Origin of the sequence: Mucilaginibacter lacusdianchii (genome assembly GCF_009770985.1) — a bacterium.
In the GTDB taxonomy this organism is placed as follows: domain Bacteria; phylum Bacteroidota; class Bacteroidia; order Sphingobacteriales; family Sphingobacteriaceae; genus Mucilaginibacter; species Mucilaginibacter lacusdianchii.
Window position 1 is genome coordinate 835,237 of sequence record NZ_WSRW01000003.1, and the last position, 14,706, is coordinate 849,942.

Consider the following 14,706-nt stretch of genomic DNA (forward strand, 5'->3'; position numbering starts at 1 on the left):
TAACATGTCTAATACAAATAGCGACCGAGCCACGAAGAACCTGGTTTTTTTGTCACATGGTGACAAGCTTGTGCATTATGAAATTGTTTTCTGCTTGCATACTTTATATTATCATTTAAAAGGAGATTTTACAGGACTGCAGATTACGATTTACACTGACGATATTTCTTCGTATAAAAAGTATTTAAGTAGTTTCCCAATTGTTTACGAGATTCTCACTAAACAGCAAATTGCTGAGTATCGCAAGCCTTACGGTTACATACATAGAGTAAAAGCATGTGTCATGAAGCTTTGTATGGAGAAATATCCAATAGATATGATGTTCTTAGACGGCGACACTTTCTTCACGAAATATCCTTGGCCTCTTTTTAACAAAATTTCACCCGAGGTTTGTGTTATGAATATAGATGAGTATGATTTGGTTGATGGTGGAGACCATGAAAACAGTTATTGGTTAGATTTACGACACAATGTTCGAAATAATACTTATCTGATAAAGGGAAAAGAAACCCGTATACCGCTGACAACAAGAATGTGGAATTCTGGTTTTACAGGCATAAGTTATCAAAATGCTTCATTACTTGACGATAATATTGAAGTGATAGACCAGGTTTACGGAAAAGGTGAAGTGTTTCATATAGAACAATTTGCGTTATCTTATGTGTTACAGAACGCAACAAGAATTGTGGACACGGAAGACTATATAGTTCATTATTATTATAAAATAACGGACAGAAAGTATTTTGACTATCACTTGGTTCGTTTTCTAAAAAAGTATAAGGGCAAACCAGTGCAAGAAATAGCGGAAAAGGCCATAGAATTAGCCAAGCACTACGAAACGGTAACAATACCAAAGTATGTCCACTTATACGATACAATTCTTTTAAGATATAAAAATATAAAGAAAGTAACGTTCAAAGGTCGTTTATAATGCAGTGCAATTATCTTATGTGTATATCTTATAGCAACACTACTAGTATATAATGAGAGTGTTACATGTTGGTTGGGGATATATTCCCTTTAGATCGGGAGGCTTAATTGAGTATGCCGAAGATTTAATGGAATTACAAGCTCAAAACGGATACCATGTATATTATTTTTGTACGGGCAGGTCAAACGTGTTTTTGCCAAACGCAATGCTAGTTAAGCGTAAGCATAAAAACAAAGGTTATACTATTTTCGAATTAGTTAATCCACCGATAATATCGGGTTTAGATAAGGGAATAGATGAACCACTTTTCGATATCGCAGAACCTATCACTCAAAAGAAATTGTTCGACGTAATTAATGCGGTAAAACCTGACATTATACACTTCCAAGAATTTATTGGTATTCCTACCAGTGTTGTGGCTAAAATAAAAGGTTTGGGAATCAAAACAATTTTTACCGTTCATGATTACTTCACTTTGTGTCCGACATTAAAATTGCTTTTGCCCAATGGTAATGTTTGTAAGCTTAAAGGGGACGACTTAGGTAAGCAATGCTCCGTATGCTGTACTGATGCTCCGGTAAATGGATTATTTTACCAATTGAAAGTTACCTTCCGTGATCTTTTTTCGGAAAAAAATCGTAAAAGATTTATGGAAGTTATAAAGCCAAAACTTGCTTCTGAGCGTCAAGAAAAAAAAATTCAGACGGACAATTTAATTTACATTGCAAAACAAGCTGAAAGCTACCCGAAAGCAGAAGATTACCAGAATAGAAGAAACAGCAACATGTCTTTTCTTAAAGACTTAGATTTGATATTAACCGTTTCAAACAAGGTTGCCAGCATATTAAATAGTTACGAGAAGTTTGACAATGTTTCAGCGCTACATATAACTGTTAACCATATCGCAATGATGCAGCCGTTGCAACAAGAGACATCAGAAATTATCAATTTTGGGTTAATCAATGTAATGGGAAGTTTGCCGAAAGGTAGACAGCTTATGCTTGAGATTTTTGACAATTTAAAGAACTGCGCCTATTCTAGCAAAATCAAATTTACAGTGCTCGGTACACTTAGCGATGATGACATAGCAGTTCTTTCTGAATATCCATTTATTCAGTATGCAGGTAAATACAATCCTGCGGATTTAAACCAGCTGTTAGATAAATTGAAAATAAACGTAGGAATAGTACCATCATTGTGGGAGGAAGCGTATGGGTTAGTAGGTATTGAGTTTTTAGCCAAGGGCATTCCTGTTATAGGCAATAACATTGGCGGAATTCCGGATTATGTTATTGATAACGAGACTGGCTGGTTAAATAATTCTTGTACCGCTACCGAACTGCTGAGCATAATTGAAAGCATAACGTCCCAGCCTATACAAATTGGTAATTTAAACGACAATCTCATTAACAACCGCAGTAAGTACATCCAAAGTTTAACTGACCATTTTAAAAAGCTCGACTCTATATACAAACAATTAACTACTGGAGAAGTGGTTAATTCAATTAATTAATATATACTACACATTGAAATAACATTTATGTTCGATTATTTAATAGTTGGAGCAGGATACTCCGGAAGTGTACTTGCCGAAAGAATAGCCACGCAGCTAAATAAAAAGGTTTTAGTTGTTGACCGGCGCAGTCATATAGCCGGTAACGCTTACGATTATTATAACGAAGACGGCATACTTGTGCATAAATACGGTCCGCATTGGTTTCATACAAATGATAAAAACGTATTTGACTATTTGTCGAGGTTTACAGAATGGCGTTTCCATTATCACCGTGTAAAAAGCTATGTTGATGGCATGCTCTTACCAATACCCATCAATCATGATACCTTGAATACCTTATATGGACTCAAATTAACGTCGCCTAAAGAAGTACAGGCTTATTATGATAGTGTAAAAGTGTCAATTGCTAATCCTAAAAATTCCGAGGAAATGGTAATTAGCCAAGTGGGGGAAGATTTATATCAAAAATTTTTTAAAGGGTACACTTTAAAGCAGTGGGATCTGAATCCGAAAGATTTGGCAGCAAGTGTAACAGCACGAATTCCTACACGGACTAATCGCGATGACCGGTATTTTACCGACACTTATCAGGGAGTGCCTAAGCATGGGTATACAGAAATGTTCGTTAAAATGCTTTCGCATCCTAACATTTCTATCATGCTGCAAACGGATTATAAAAACATTATCAACGATATAAAGTTTAACAAACTGATTTATACCGGTCCAATTGATTCTTTTTTTGATTATAAATTTGGTAAGCTGCCTTACCGCTCATTGCGTTTCGAACACGAAACATTTAATCAAGAAAATTATCAAGGGTACCAGCAAATAAACTATCCTAATGACTATGATTTTACCAGGATAGTAGAGTGGAAACACGCTACCGGGCAAAAGAGTCCAGTGACTACTATAACGCGCGAATATTCATTACTCGCCGAAGGTGATATGGAAAAATATTACCCAATTCCTAAAGAAGACAACCATGAACTTTATAAAAAGTATAAAGCTGAAGTTGATAAATTGGAGAATGTTTTCTTTTGTGGGCGTTTAGCCGATTATAAATACTACAATATGGACCAGGTTGTAGCACGTGCTCTAAGTATCTTTGAAAAAAACATCGCAAACACTATCTAATGAAAATATCATTTGTAATTCTTAATTACAACCGTGAAGCAGAAGTACTGCAAACTATTGAAAAAACGCACCAGTTAATGCAGGGGCGAACAGATTATGAAATCATTATAGTTGATAACGCATCAACAGATAATAGCGTAGCGTCGCTTAAGGCATTAAGTAATAAAATAAAACTTGTAACACGGCCTTCAAATAACGGTATAGCTGGTTGGAATGATGGATTTGCCGAGGCTTCCGGAAAGTATATGGTTGTATTGGATGATGATAGCAATGTTGAGAGCGGTATAGACGAAGCTATAAATTATCTGGATGTCCATTCGGAAGTTGGTGTGCTATCTCTAAACATCACGGGGGGGGCTTTTCAAACAGATGATAGGGTAGATTTACAGGATTGCACCGATTTTATCGGTTGCGGAGCTGTAATCAGAAAAGAGGTTTATAATAAAATAGGAGGTTTTGCTGAATGGCTTTTCATTTACACGCATGAGTGGGAGTATGGCCTTAGAGTTTTGAATGCCGGCTATAAGATTAAATACTTTGAAAAGTGCAAGGTGTTACATCGTACCAGCGCGCTAAACAGAACGCCTAAACGTTTAAAAATATTTTCAGTTCGAAATGAATTGGTTATAGTGTATAAATACTTTTCAACCGAAACGAGAAATAAGTACTTAACTCGCATTATGCTCAACAATGTTAAGGGAGTATATAAATATGGGTTGCACACTATACCTTGGTTTTATGAGGCATATAGTGAGTTCAAAAAAATGAAGGGGCAAATTGTCCATACTCCGGTTTCAAAAGAAATTGAAGATTTTTCAGGAAAAAACATTGGTTCAACTAAACCGTTCTTGAATATCTATTAAAATATCTATCAATAAAAAACACATATGTCATCTAAAAAGTACGATTACTTAATTGTTGGTGCCGGTTTGTTTGGAAGTGTATTTGCACACGAAGCCAAAAAACGCGGTAAAACTTGTCTTATCATCGATAAACGCCCACATGCAGGCGGTAATGTTCACTGCGAAAAAGTTGAAGATATCAATGTGCACATGTACGGCGCGCACATATTTCATACAAACGATAAGTTTATATGGGATTATGTAAATTCATTTGTTGAATTCAATCGGTATACAAACAGCCCGGTGGCTGTTTATAAAGATGAGTTGTATAACTTACCTTTCAACATGAATACCTTTTACCAGCTTTGGAAGGTACGCACGCCTGAAGAAGCCAAGAAAAAAATTCAGTCGCAGATTGATCAGTTAGATATCAAAGAACCATCAAACCTGGAAGAACAAGCATTGTCTTTGGTTGGAACTGATATTTACGAAAAACTGATTAAAGGATATACTGAAAAGCAGTGGGGGCGTCCGGCTACAGAGTTACCTGCATTCATTATTAAACGGTTGCCTGTAAGATTTACTTACGACAATAACTATTTCAACGATAAATACCAGGGTATCCCAATTGGGGGTTATAACAAACTAACTGAGGCACTAACAGAAGGTGTTGAAATCAAATTAAATACCGACTTTTTCGAAAATCGTGCTGAGTGGGAAGCTATGGCTGATAATATTGTATTTACCGGCAAAATTGATCAGTATTATGATTTCCAATTTGGACAATTGCAGTACAGAAGTTTACGCTTTGAACATCAAACTCTGGATACAGAAAATTATCAAGGTAACGCGGTAGTAAATTACAACGAGCGTGAAGTGCCTTACACCCGGATTATTGAGCATAAGCATTTTGAGTTTGGCACCCAACCCAAAACTGTTGTTACAAAAGAATATCCTCAGGAATGGACTGCTGAGAAAGAACCGTATTATCCTATCAATGATACGCGGAACAACGAGATGTTTAAGAAATACAAAGACTTGGCCGACAAAGAAACTACTGTCATCTTTGGCGGGCGCCTAGCCGAATATAAGTATTATGATATGCACCAAATCATCGGCTCGGCTTTAAAAACGGTCAAAGACGTGTTTAACAGCTAAAACTTAACAGCTGTTATGTCACAACACAAATACCAGTTTACAATTTTTGAATACAGCGATAAAATTAACAATTCGGCCGCAACGAAAGCTGTGGCCGATTGTAATAAAATTTTCTCGTTGCGCGGTTATAAAGATTTTACTTTAACGGTAGATAATACTGCCGGACGAACTACAAAGTTCTATTTAAATGCTTTTATTGCTATCTGCAAATTCATCCTCAAAGTAGAGAGGGGAGCTCTTATTGGAATTCAGTATCCAATGCTGAATAATGTGTTTAAGTATTTTATTAAAGCCGCAAAACTTAAACAAATTAAGTTTTTTTGCATCATTCATGATGTCGAGTCGTTGAGACTTGGTGGTAATGATATAAACTTGGTAGCACGTGAAACCAGCAATTTAAATTATTACGATTTTTTGATCGTGCATAATGACAGTATGATGAAATGGCTTAAAGAGCATGGTGTAACTTCTAAAATGCATAGCCTGCAACTTTTTGACTATCTGGCGCCGGCACGACCAATGGCAAACAATAGTGATTTGTCAACCAAAACCATTGTTTATGCCGGAAACCTAAGTAAGAGTACATTTATTTACAAGTTGGGAGCAATTGATGGTTGGATATTTAACGTATATGGCCCTCATTTTTTGTCAGACCTAGCAAAAGATACCCCTAATTTAAATTGGAAAGGTGTGTTCAATCCGGACGAAGTGGTTTATAACTTACAAGGCCGTTTTGGCTTAATTTGGGATGGAGAGGATGTAGAAAAGCTGGACAGTGTATGGGGAAATTACATCAAATATAATAACCCACATAAGGCATCTCTGTATCTAGCCGCCGGATTGCCGGTTATTGCACCTCGAAATTCGGCAATCGGCAAGTTGGTTGACCAATGGGAAGTTGGTGTATTGATAGATAATTTAACTGATTTGAATAATATCAACATCCAGGAACAAGACTATTTGAAGCTAAAAAACAATTGTATAAGTGTCCAGAAGAAATTAATAAACGGATATTTTTTTGCAGATGCATTAGCTGCTTTGGAAAAAGAATTGAGTTAGAAGATAAAAGCATTTTTGAACTAGGGTGGTAATAAATTGGAGTGGCTAAAGTACTTGGGTCATAGCATGCTCAACGATATATAAATTTTAATTGTAAAAATCAGATAAGGCTGTATGTACAGAGTGCTTTATGTATTTGGGGGTGAAAAAGCGTCAGGAGCTGAAATTGTGATAGATAGATTGATGCAGTACAATTGCAAAGAAGTTTGCCCACATCTTTTTGTAGCGCCGGGCCAATTTGCTGAAAAAGTGATAAAAATCAATAATTATCCTGTTACAACGTCTGGTCTTCTAAAAAAACTTAATAGATCCAATACTAGTATTTTCAAATTTATATTACAGGCAATACGAAGTTATATCTTTTTGTCTGTGAAGGTATTAGTATATATTAATCGAAATAAGATTGATATTGTACATGCTAACACAGTTGTGCCGGCATCTTACATTGTGCCTGCACTATTGTTAAGTAAAATATTTTATCCAAAAGTGAAATGGGTATGGAGTGACCATGATTTAAATTATTTTTCCAAAAAAGATAATTTTTTTGCCAGCTCAAACGCAAGGCTATATGATCAGACGTTAGCTGTATCCGAGGCTGTGAAGAAAAAGTATTGGGGCAACCAAGCTTATAGTAAAGTGCATGTTTTATATAATGGTTTGGATTGCGATCAGTTTAAGTTGAATTTATTAGCTCGAAATAACTTTCGTTCTAAATACTCAATTGATGAAGATACAGTGCTATTAGGTATTGCCGGAAATTTGACTGTACGCAAAGGGCAATTAAGTTTATTGCAAACATTAAACGCCACTAGTATCGATAAAAAGGTATATTTGCTAATTGCTGGGAGTATTCCGCAAGAAGATCAAGTTTATGCGAATGAAGTGATTAATTTAACAAAACAAGAGAAAAGCGTTGCAACATATGTTGGCCCTATAGAGGATATGGTTGCGTTTTATAGTGGATGTGATATAATTATCAGCAATAGTAACATTGCTGGTAGTGAGCCCTTAGGAACAACAATATATGAAGCAATGGCTTGTGAGAAACTAGTAATTGCCGCAAATACCGGTGGCACGAGTGAAATTATTGATCACAATGTAAATGGGTTTTTGTTCGAGGCGGAAGAATATAAGGATTTGAAAGCTAGATTAGAACTGTGTGTGAAGAATTTCAATGAATTGAGTGAATTAAAAGTCATGGCTCGCAACAAGGTGTTAACTAAGTTCAATATTGTTGCTATGGCAAATTCCTATAATGATATACTAAACGCAAATGTTGATAGTAGCTTAAAAAGAGTTAACTAATTAGGTTTGCTTGTTAAATGAATAATTACGAGTACTTTTCTGGCGCTTTAAGATTTAATCCGGTTATATTAGCAATTGATATAATTCTGATCTTTCATTTTTTCATATCGTGGTATCTGTCTTATAAGAAGAGCGGATGGCTAATAGATCCTTGGAACTTAGGCTTACTTTTAACTTACTTCTTTCCGTTCCTGCTGCTCTATCCTTTTTCATCTTCTATTTTTAACGTAGTTTCTGTTGGAACCCACGTGCGTCAAATCCAAGGCTCAATAAATATAGTCTATTTTATCACTTTAACAGGATACTTGTCGTATTTTTTGGGAAGCCGAATTTTTAAAATTTCAGGATTTGCTACACCTATTTATTGGTTTTGTATTGTTCCGTTCAGGTCTACTTTAGGTATGATGTATAAAAATGTTTTGGTGAGCAGAGATACATTTAAAACAGTTTATTTTTTGTATTGCAGCGTATTCATCATAATGATCCTAATGGCTTACAAAGCAGGCAGTATAAATAATCCGAGAGCGTATTTTTACGCAAATGACAAAATTAGGGTTATTTACAATTTTACCGCATCATTAAGTGGCTTTGTGAATGGGTTATTAATGGCAAGGATATTTATATTTAACAAACGCATCGACAAAATATACTTTATAACGTTTTTGTTGCTAACATTATTTGTTGGATCTAGAAGTGCTGCACTGGGTCCTCTAATTTATTATTTTACCTTGACCTTGTTTTTAAAATGGAAAGGCCGCGTTAAAATGAAACAATTCATAGGAGGGGGAGCGCTTATTATGGCCTTGGTGGTTGGATTGAGTGCCCTGAGAGCGGGCAACAAAGCTGCATCTACTGAAGCACAAGGCAGTAGCGCAACCGGTCGATTTGCTACGGAAATTTTCTACGGAAATAGCTTTTCAGATTTGCGGGACTTTGCATGGGTATACTCAGCTTGGGACGGCACTTACTTTTATGGAAAAACGTATTTTTCTGCATTTATTTCGTTTATTCCATCGGCTTATTCTTCATTTAGAACAGAGAATGGAATAGGGAAAATTACAGCTACCTTAGGCGGATTTAAAACCAGCGAGCACCCGGGTTTGAGGCCAGGAATGTATGGTGAATCTTTTTTGAATTTTGGTATTTTAGGCGTGATAATCGTAGGTATAATATTAGGTTACACGGCCAGATTAATGGATCATAAAACAAAAGAGGCAGCGATGAAGAACGATAAGGTCAGGTATTTTGTTATGGGAACCAGCACCATATTCGTTGGTAACTTGGCAATTACTTCAGGTTTTTTCGGTATATATGTCACTCTCATCTTATTGTTATTATTGAGCATGATAAAGCTGGTGCTTAATTATGTTAAACAATTAAGCATTTAATTTAAATCAATATCAATATTCAGAATCGTAACAAATGATACAAATATTGAAATATCAAACGATGAAATATGCACATTGTAGTTGATGCTCGGATGATTGATGCATCTGGCATTGGTACTTATTTACAAAACGTATTAACTGGTATAAGCGCCTTATATCAAATCACATTGTTAGGGGATCCAAATAAGTTATCTGCTTTCAAAGCTTTCAAAATAATACCGTTTACAGACCCGATATATAGTATAAAGGAGCAATGGAAGCTTAAAAAGATTGTTCCTGAATGTGATGTATTCTGGTCTCCGCATTATAACGTTCCTTTGTTCAAAATTAAAGCTAAGAAAAGGCTGGTCACAATACATGATGTTTATCATTTGGCTTTTAGCAAACAGTTAAGCCTAGCGCAAAGGTTGTATGCAAAAATTGTGATTAATGCAGCAACAAAGCTTAGCAACGCCATCGTCACTGTTTCTGAGTTTTCAAAGTCAGAAATAATTAAATACACCAATGTTTCCCAAAATAAAATAAGAGTAATATATAACGGTGTTCATAGTCTGACCGCTGGAAATGTCGATATTTCAACCCTCTATAATAAATACCGCATACCAGAAAAGTATATACTATTTGTTGGAAATGTTAAGCCACATAAAAACTTAAAAGCATTACTCGCCGCTTATCTCAAATTAAACGATTTTTTTAAAAGCAGTTTTAAAATAGTTATTGTAGGAAAGAAAGAGGGCTTTATCACCGGCGATCCAAAATTGTTTGAATGGATAGAAAGCCAGGATGAACTTGTAAATAAGTTAGTATTTACCGGTTATGTGGCCAATGAAGATATGGATTCAATTTATCAACAAGCTTCTGTATTCGTATTTCCATCATTGTATGAAGGCTTTGGTTTGCCTCCATTGGAAGCAATGGCAAATAAATGCCCCGTAATTGTGTCTAATGGTAATTGCTTGCCGGAAGTTTGCGGAGACGCTGCATTGTATTTTGCCCCGGAAAACGATGGCGAAATTTCTGATACAATCACAACCGTATTAGGCAATAATGCTGTCAGACAACAGCTTATTGAGAAAGGTGAAAAGCATATTAAACATTTTACCTGGGAAAGGTCTGTACATATGCATAAGCAAGTGTTCGACATCCTTGCGGACAGTTATAATAATTAATCTATTTTTTTAGCAAATCTATCTACCTTGAAAGTAGCACTTGTACAGGAGTGGTTAACCATTATTGGTGGCTCCGAAAACGTTTTTAAAGAAATTGCATCTCTATTTCCCGAAGCAGATATATACACACTGGTTGCAGATCCGGAAACCATAAAAACTTTGGGCTTTCAAAATCGGAAGGTCACTACGTCGTTTATACAATCGTTACCATTCGCTAAAACGAAGTACCGTAGCTATCTTCCACTTTTTCCTATGGCTATCGAAAGTTTCGATTTATCAGAATACGATTTAATTATATCTTCATCGCACGCGGTTGCCAAGGGAGTGCTTACACACTCTGGTCAAATACATATTTGTTACTGTCATTCTCCCATGAGATATGCTTGGGACCTTTATCATCAATATCTTAATCAATCGGGCTTAAACAAGGGGCTGAAAGGCTTTTTAGCCAAATTTATCTTGCACCGGTTGCGTACTTGGGATATTATTAGTACCAACCGTGTCGATTACTTTATTGCCAATTCTGCTTACATAGCTAAACGAATAAAAAAAGTTTACAATCGTAGTAGCGTTGTGATTCATCCTAACGTATCTACAGATGAGTTTAACTTAGTTGCGCAAAAGGGCGAGTATTATTTTACCTGTTCGCGCTTTGTTCCTTACAAAAAAATTGATCTGATTGTACAGGCATTTGCAAAGATGCCAGATAAAAAATTGTATGTTATTGGAGACGGGCCTGATTTCAAAAAAGTGAGCAAGTTAGCGGCCTCAAATACCATTCTGTTGGGATACCAGCCGTTTAACGAATTAAAAAAGTATATGTCAGGTGCCAGAGCATTTGTATTTGCGGCCGAGGAAGATTTTGGGATATTGCCAGTTGAAGCGCAAGCGTGCGGAACGCCAGTAATAGCTTACAAAAAGGGAGGTGTGTTAGAAACGGTTATTGAAAACTATACAGGTGTTTACTTTAATGAACAAAGCGTGACTGCTATAACAGAAGCGGTAAATGAATTTGAGAAATTGAGCCAAATGTTTAAACCTGCCGATATTGCTACCCATGCTAGCAAATTTTCAACACAGCGGTTTAAAGCAGAATTTAGAGGGTTTGTTAATGATATAGTTAATAAACACAATAAATAATTGCAAAAATTATAGTTTGGTATTATATTTGATAAAAAATCGTTAATTATGAATCAGTATTTGATCGAATACTTAATAAATATCCAACTATAAATCTAATACTATGTCTGTACGCTATTCGAAGTATTTATCTGGGCTAGTATTTATATCAGACGTTTTAATGCTAAATATTGCTCTTTATCTAGCGCAGTATATAACATCAGGATCTCTATATACACATAACACAAGCAATTACTTTTTGTTGACCAATGTAGTTTGGATAGCTCTTTCCGCTTTGTCTAAAACGTACAAAATTGTACGTCCATTAGTTTTACGGGATAATGTCAACCGTTTACTCATCACTTTTTTTAACCATCTACTAATTGTTTTTGGAGCGATATTCTTCTTAAAAATTGAGGATATATCACGTGGGAGTAATTTGGTTGGGTACGGACTATTCTTTTCTTTCATACTAGCATCCCGTTCAGCTTTATTTTTCTTTTTAGACTACATTCGTAAAAAAGGATATAATCACCGTCAAATTATTATTGTTGGTGATGAAAACATAGCTGCCCGTTTGGTTACCTCTTTTTCTCATCATCCTGAATATGGTTATGATTTGGCTGACTTTATATCAGAAGACCAGATTCTAAAAATGCCTGAGGATAAGCTCATTGAAATCTTGCTAAGCAAAAAGCCTGATGAGATTTTTATTTGCTACAAGCAGTTGGATAGCGAGTTGTTAAAAAGATTGATTTGCGTGGGTGATGAAAACTTTATAAAAATTAAAGTAGTTTCTGACCTGATTTTAAGTAATAATTATGCTCAACTGGTTAATTATCATGATGTACCGGTGCTCCATATTACTTCGCATCCAGAAATTAGCTTAAAAATCAGATTACTTAAACGCAGTTTTGACATCTGTTTTTCGGGTTTGGTTATGCTTTTCGGAGCGCCGTTTTTTGCGATGCTTTTGCTAATTACAAAACTAACCTCAAAAGGACCGGTATTTTACAAACAAGAACGTGTTGGCCGTAATAACAAGCCGTTTTATATCTACAAGTTTCGTAGTATGTATACAGATGCTGAAAAAGCCGGTCCGCAGTTATCAAGAGATAATGATCCTCGTATAACCAAATGGGGACGTGTAATACGTAAAACTCGGTTAGACGAATTACCTCAGTTTTGGAATGTGTTAAGAGGTGATATGTCCGTTGTTGGGCCGCGTCCTGAAAGACAGCATTTCATAGAAAAGATAGTTGAACGGACACCTGACTATAAAAAACTTCTACGTGTTAAACCAGGACTGACATCTATTGGCCAAGTACATTACGGATATGCAGAGAGTGTTGATCAGATGTGTGATCGCATGCGGTTTGATTTAGTGTATCTTCAAAATATGAGCCTTAATTCTGATTTAAACATCATATTTAGAACCGTTAAGGTAATGATGCAAGGTAAGGGCAAATAACTATTCAAGCCACCTAAACAGGTGGCTAACTGCATTATTGCAATATTTTTAACATTCAATATTTAAATCTTTAAATTTGATATTCATCGTTGCTTAAAATTTTCATGTTTACATTTTGAAAATTTATCCGTTAATTTAGCTTATATTTTCATCTATCCTAATCAATAATTGAAACAGCTAATTAACGCATGAGTCACAGGTACGCTACTTTTATAAAGGCAATAAACTTATCTGTTGATTATGTCATACTTAATTTGAGTATGATTATTGCTTACCTCATTGTCGACCGGTCCTACATTGTTTGGATAAACAACAAAAATTATTTGCCCATAGTATTGGTTTTTAATTTAATATGGCTTTTATCTGCCAATGTTACACGCATTTATGAACATGTATTAAACAAAGATTCGATAAAAACTTACCGGGGATTATTCAACACATATATGTTGTTTGTGAGCCTTATTTGTTTTACGGTACTCATTATTATTGGCACCAAGGCCTATTCAATAACTCGTCAATACTTATTTTACTCGCTGGTTTTATTCGGTTTTTTATTAGGATTTTGGAAGCTTATTTTCCTAACAATTCGTAAAGGTGACCGTGCCTTGCTTGCAGATTTTAGGAATGCGATCATTGTTGGTGGTGGAAGAATAGGGCATGAGCTTTACAATTTTGTCAATTACAACCCCGAACGTGGCTATAAGATTTTAGGTATTTTTGATGATGATAAGGAGCGGGTGGTAAACCAAGAATTATATTTGGGACCTACAGATGCATGTATTCAATACATGATTGATAACCGTATTGATGAAATATTCTGCACTTTGCCCAATACAGAGTCTGATAAGATCGAACGCTTAATGCTTGACGCTGATAAAAATCTGATTCGCTTTAAATTAGTCCCCGAGTTTTTTTACGTACACAAGCCAACGTTTATACAAAATTTTGGCCATATTCCGGTTATATCAATCAGGCCCGAGCCGTTGGAAAATATGCTCAATCGCTTTTTCAAAAGGCTGTTTGATATTGTATTCTCATTGTTTGTCATCATTTTCATCTTCAGTTGGTTGTTTCCAATACTGGCTATATTGATTAAGCGCGAGTCGCGTGGGCCAGTTTTCTTTGTACAAACGCGATCTGGTCGGGAAAATAAACCATTCAATTGCTACAAGTTTCGTAGTATGAAGGTGAATTTAGACTCAGACAAAAAGCAGGCTACCCGCAATGATAGCCGTATTACAAAAATTGGCGCTTTCATGCGTCGCACAAATTTAGACGAGTTACCTCAGTTTTTTAACGTGTTAGTTGGGGATATGACCGTTGTTGGCCCTAGGCCGCATATGCTTAGCCATACCGAGCAATATTCTAAACTGATAGACCGGTTTATGGTAAGGCACTTCTTAAAGCCAGGTATAACCGGTTGGGCACAGGTAAATGGGCACCGCGGAGAAACCCGCACTACCGATGCCATGATGCAGCGCGTAGAGGCCGATGTATGGTATTTGGAAAATTGGTCGTTTTTACTAGACTTAAAAATTATTTTCCTTACTTTTTGGAAAACAGTTAATGGTGATGAAAAGGCATTTTAGAAAAATTATCTCGTTGTATAACAAT

General features: G+C 35.8%; 12 protein-coding genes. All 12 read left to right on the forward strand.

Annotated elements, in window-relative coordinates:
- Positions 1-4 precede the first annotated feature (4 nt).
- The 12 genes from GPM24_RS17170 (at position 5) to GPM24_RS17225 (ending at position 14,681) form a co-directional block, all read left to right on the forward strand.
- The gene (locus GPM24_RS17170) at positions 5-931 is read left to right on the forward strand and encodes a hypothetical protein (protein ID WP_158828336.1); all 927 of its coding nucleotides are present in this window, start codon (positions 5-7) and stop codon (positions 929-931) included.
- 52 nt (positions 932-983) lie between these two features.
- Complete coding sequence (locus GPM24_RS17175; protein ID WP_158828337.1) at positions 984-2,444, forward strand: glycosyltransferase; 1,461 nt, start codon at positions 984-986, stop codon at positions 2,442-2,444.
- 27 nt (positions 2,445-2,471) lie between these two features.
- Positions 2,472-3,581, forward strand: coding sequence for a UDP-galactopyranose mutase (gene glf, locus GPM24_RS17180; RefSeq protein WP_158828338.1), 1,110 nt, complete (start codon positions 2,472-2,474; stop codon positions 3,579-3,581).
- The gene (locus GPM24_RS17185) at positions 3,581-4,444 is read left to right on the forward strand and encodes a glycosyltransferase family 2 protein (RefSeq protein WP_158828339.1); all 864 of its coding nucleotides are present in this window, start codon (positions 3,581-3,583) and stop codon (positions 4,442-4,444) included. Before glf (GPM24_RS17180) ends, GPM24_RS17185 begins: the two co-directional genes overlap by 1 nt.
- Before the next feature lie 24 nt (positions 4,445-4,468).
- Positions 4,469-5,581: a UDP-galactopyranose mutase gene (gene glf, locus GPM24_RS17190; protein WP_158828340.1), complete on the forward strand. Its 1,113-nt coding sequence runs from the start codon at positions 4,469-4,471 to the stop codon at positions 5,579-5,581.
- A 15-nt stretch (positions 5,582-5,596) separates the two neighbouring features.
- Positions 5,597-6,640, forward strand: a complete 1,044-nt coding sequence (locus tag GPM24_RS17195; RefSeq protein WP_158828341.1) for a glycosyltransferase — start codon at positions 5,597-5,599, stop codon at positions 6,638-6,640.
- Positions 6,641-6,754: 114 nt separating this feature from the next.
- On the forward strand, positions 6,755-7,945 hold the full coding sequence (locus tag GPM24_RS17200) for a glycosyltransferase family 4 protein (RefSeq protein WP_158828342.1): 1,191 nt from the start codon (positions 6,755-6,757) through the stop codon (positions 7,943-7,945).
- A 17-nt stretch (positions 7,946-7,962) separates the two neighbouring features.
- Positions 7,963-9,333 carry an oligosaccharide repeat unit polymerase gene (locus GPM24_RS17205; RefSeq protein ID WP_158828343.1) on the forward strand — a complete coding sequence of 457 codons (1,371 nt, stop codon included), beginning with the start codon at positions 7,963-7,965 and terminating at the stop codon, positions 9,331-9,333.
- Between the two features lie 68 nt (positions 9,334-9,401).
- The gene (locus GPM24_RS17210; protein ID WP_199269779.1) at positions 9,402-10,502 is read left to right on the forward strand and encodes a glycosyltransferase family 4 protein; all 1,101 of its coding nucleotides are present in this window, start codon (positions 9,402-9,404) and stop codon (positions 10,500-10,502) included.
- A 27-nt stretch (positions 10,503-10,529) separates the two neighbouring features.
- Positions 10,530-11,642 carry a glycosyltransferase family 4 protein gene (locus GPM24_RS17215; protein WP_158828344.1) on the forward strand — a complete coding sequence of 371 codons (1,113 nt, stop codon included), beginning with the start codon at positions 10,530-10,532 and terminating at the stop codon, positions 11,640-11,642.
- 103 nt (positions 11,643-11,745) lie between these two features.
- The gene (locus GPM24_RS17220) at positions 11,746-13,092 is read left to right on the forward strand and encodes a sugar transferase (protein ID WP_158828345.1); all 1,347 of its coding nucleotides are present in this window, start codon (positions 11,746-11,748) and stop codon (positions 13,090-13,092) included.
- A gap of 188 nt (positions 13,093-13,280) precedes the next feature.
- Positions 13,281-14,681 (forward strand): undecaprenyl-phosphate glucose phosphotransferase, encoded by a 1,401-nt coding sequence (locus tag GPM24_RS17225; protein ID WP_158828346.1) that lies wholly within the window; start codon positions 13,281-13,283, stop codon positions 14,679-14,681.
- The last annotated feature ends 25 nt before the right edge of the window (positions 14,682-14,706 follow it).

Excerpts from the sequence above, each read along its gene's own strand:
- GPM24_RS17220 (WP_158828345.1), top strand. The coding sequence starts at position 11,746 with ATGTCTGTACGCTATTCGAAGTATTTATCTGGGCTAGTATTTATATCA.
- GPM24_RS17225 (WP_158828346.1), top strand. The coding sequence starts at position 13,281 with ATGAGTCACAGGTACGCTACTTTTATAAAGGCAATAAACTTATCTGTT.
- GPM24_RS17170 (WP_158828336.1), top strand. The coding sequence starts at position 5 with ATGTCTAATACAAATAGCGACCGAGCCACGAAGAACCTGGTTTTTTTG.
- GPM24_RS17195 (WP_158828341.1), top strand. The coding sequence starts at position 5,597 with ATGTCACAACACAAATACCAGTTTACAATTTTTGAATACAGCGATAAA.
- GPM24_RS17210 (WP_199269779.1), top strand. The coding sequence starts at position 9,402 with ATGCACATTGTAGTTGATGCTCGGATGATTGATGCATCTGGCATTGGT.
- glf (WP_158828340.1), top strand. The coding sequence starts at position 4,469 with ATGTCATCTAAAAAGTACGATTACTTAATTGTTGGTGCCGGTTTGTTT.
- glf (WP_158828338.1), top strand. The coding sequence starts at position 2,472 with ATGTTCGATTATTTAATAGTTGGAGCAGGATACTCCGGAAGTGTACTT.
- GPM24_RS17175 (WP_158828337.1), top strand. The coding sequence starts at position 984 with ATGAGAGTGTTACATGTTGGTTGGGGATATATTCCCTTTAGATCGGGA.
- GPM24_RS17200 (WP_158828342.1), top strand. The coding sequence starts at position 6,755 with ATGTACAGAGTGCTTTATGTATTTGGGGGTGAAAAAGCGTCAGGAGCT.
- GPM24_RS17205 (WP_158828343.1), top strand. The coding sequence starts at position 7,963 with ATGAATAATTACGAGTACTTTTCTGGCGCTTTAAGATTTAATCCGGTT.
- GPM24_RS17185 (WP_158828339.1), top strand. The coding sequence starts at position 3,581 with ATGAAAATATCATTTGTAATTCTTAATTACAACCGTGAAGCAGAAGTA.